Below are 2,573 nucleotides of genomic sequence, written 5' to 3'. Positions count from 1 at the left end.
CTCCCCCACTCTCCCCCTTAAAACTATGCTCAAAGACCCAGACAAAGACTTTGTTTCTGTCAATAAAATCTTGGGAAAACAAGCATCTATAGGCTTTATTCCCGCCGAACAACTCATTCCTTGGATGGCTATTGCCATCATTTCATACATCATCACTAACGGCTTTTTTAGCTTGGGAATGCCTTGGTTTTTCACTACTACTCTTTGGCTAATTGTTAGTTGGTGGTTTCTCACCGGAAAGCAACCTCACTTGTTTGTAGATAAATTCCGATTTCCCCCTGGTACTGAGTGGTACAACGGCAATCTATCATACCTTCCCCCAGTACCAGAAAAACGACCACCTACCCTTCGTACTCGCTTTAAAGATTCGCAAGTTCGCATCAAACTTCAACCTAAAATTGCCCCCAATCAATCAGGAGGCAACAGCCGACTTATGCCATTTCAAAACTATCAAAATCTTCTTTGTCTAGTTACTATCAAAAAAGACAACCGCGAAGTTTCTGGCTATTTACTTAACGAAGGTAGCCAATATCAGGTTGTATTTGGTTTCTCCACTCCAGGATTGCATAATCTCCTCTATCGTCATGAAGTTAGCAATGCAGCTACTGCTTTAGAAGAGGGATTAAAAGATATTCCACCAGGGGAGAAGTTGATATTTCATACAGGTTGCCACAGCAATGACAGTATGCGACAGCAGCAGCTAAACGAACAGGTAGAAACTTGTCATTTTAAACCAATTTCAGTACTGATTAGGAACGAACAAAAGCGCGTTCAAGAACTAACTCTAACTGGCACCAGACAAGTGTGGAATCAAACAATGTTCTCTACTTGGACGTTTAATGCTCAATCCGGTTCTCAGTCTAACGACTTTTTGAGCAAAATTATTGATGGTATTTTGAATACAGCTAATAGTATTGTTGCTCAGTTTACCGGAAACGATCGCATTTATAAACAACGCTTCTACAAACAACTGCTGCTGCAAGCTTTCGAGCAAGGATACTTGAATTGGGAAATCCTCCTTAATACCAAAATTGGGCTAGAAATTCAACCGATGAATGCCGAACAATTATGGTCATGGCTGTGGCAAAAATTTAACAATACACCTGCACCGCCTATTCCACAGTTACTCACTTTGTCAGAAACTACATCCGACTATAAACTAACAGAAACTATCAACAATCACAAACACGCTTGCACCATTTTAATTGCAGGTCAAAATGGTCGTTCTAGTTGCCCAGAACATAAACAAGATAAATCGCGCATCTGGCTTAATGGCAAAAATACAGAATGTGGCGTATTGACGATGGAAGAAAGTCCTGGTGGTTGGATTAATACTAGAGAACAGTTGAAATGGTTGTGGAAAGTGATGAGTTCCACTTACGTTCATGATACCGAAGCCGTTGTTGAAATTAGTGCAGCTTCTAACTTTTTTATTCAGGATAACTTAGCTCGTCAAGCCAAACAATCTAAAACTGCTAGAAAACTAGCTTTAGAAAAAGGGCAAGGTCGAGATGTCGGTGCTGAAGTTAAGCAAGAAGAATCTTTCGATGCTCAAAAGAAAATGTATAAAGGTGCTAAAGCACTGCACGCGGCAGTTGTTTTCTTAGTCTACCGACCAACACCAGAACAACTCAATCAAGCTTGTCAAATGTTGACCAATAGTTTCGGTTCTGCCAAAGTAATTAGAGAGCGAAATATTGCTTGGTTAATCTGGTTAGAAACTTTACCCATTACTACAAATTGGCTATTGCATAGCAGTTCTCTAATTAACGAACGTCGCCTTACTTTTGATACAGAAACAGTTGCAGGTGTTTTACCTTTAACTACAGTGCGAGATATCGATTCAACTGGTGTTGAATTTATTACTAAAGGTGGTAAACCTGTTTGCATCGATATCATGCACAACCAAACCAGTCGTGCAATTATTACTGGTGAAAGTGGTAGCGGTAAATCAGTTTTGGGATGGCGATTTGCTCTTGATGCTTTAGCTGCTAACATTCCCGTTGTTGGCATGGATATTTCTAGCGGTTCTGGTAGCACTTTTGAAACGGCGATCGCACTTTTAGGCGATAATGGTGCATACTACGATATTACCAAAGGTAGCTCAAATTTACTGGAAATCCCCGACCTGCGACGTTTTGATAAACCAGAACGTTCTCGACGCTTAGACCAGTGGAAAGAGTTTATCAGAAAAGCATTGACTATTATCAGCATGGGCAAGGTAAATGACCCAAAATTAGCACAACGAGTTGATGCTATCCTGCTGTTAACTTTGAAAAAGTTTCTCGAAGATTTAGAAATTATCGAACGCTATAATGCGGCTTTTGAAAAAGGTTGGAAATCAAATGAATGGCAAGAGATGCCCACCTTAAAAGATTTGCTAAAATTCTGCACCAAAGAACAATTAAATGGGTCTTCCGGCATCATGGGGTAAAATGTAGTTAGCACTACATTTTACCCGAAAAGGACGATGGATTTTCATCTAGATACCTTATTAAACTTACCAAACGTTACAGTTTTCACTGCTTATGAAAAAGAAGGATTCTTCATTTTAAAATTAGAGTTGTTAAACG

The 2,573-nt window shown here is 39.7% G+C and carries 1 protein-coding gene; it reads left to right on the top strand.

Going from position 1 to position 2,573, the window contains the following annotated elements:
- Nucleotides 1-2,434: hypothetical protein (locus IQ264_RS32135; protein ID WP_228061977.1), on the top strand; the 2,434-nt coding region annotated here is incomplete at its 5' end.
- Between the last annotated feature and the right edge of the window lie 139 nt (nt 2,435-2,573).

Source organism: [Phormidium] sp. LEGE 05292, assembly GCF_015207735.1.
Taxonomy (GTDB): domain Bacteria; phylum Cyanobacteriota; class Cyanobacteriia; order Cyanobacteriales; family Aerosakkonemataceae; genus Floridanema.
The sequence above is the reverse complement of the archived record's forward strand: the minus strand, read 5'-3'. Positions and strand labels throughout refer to the sequence as shown.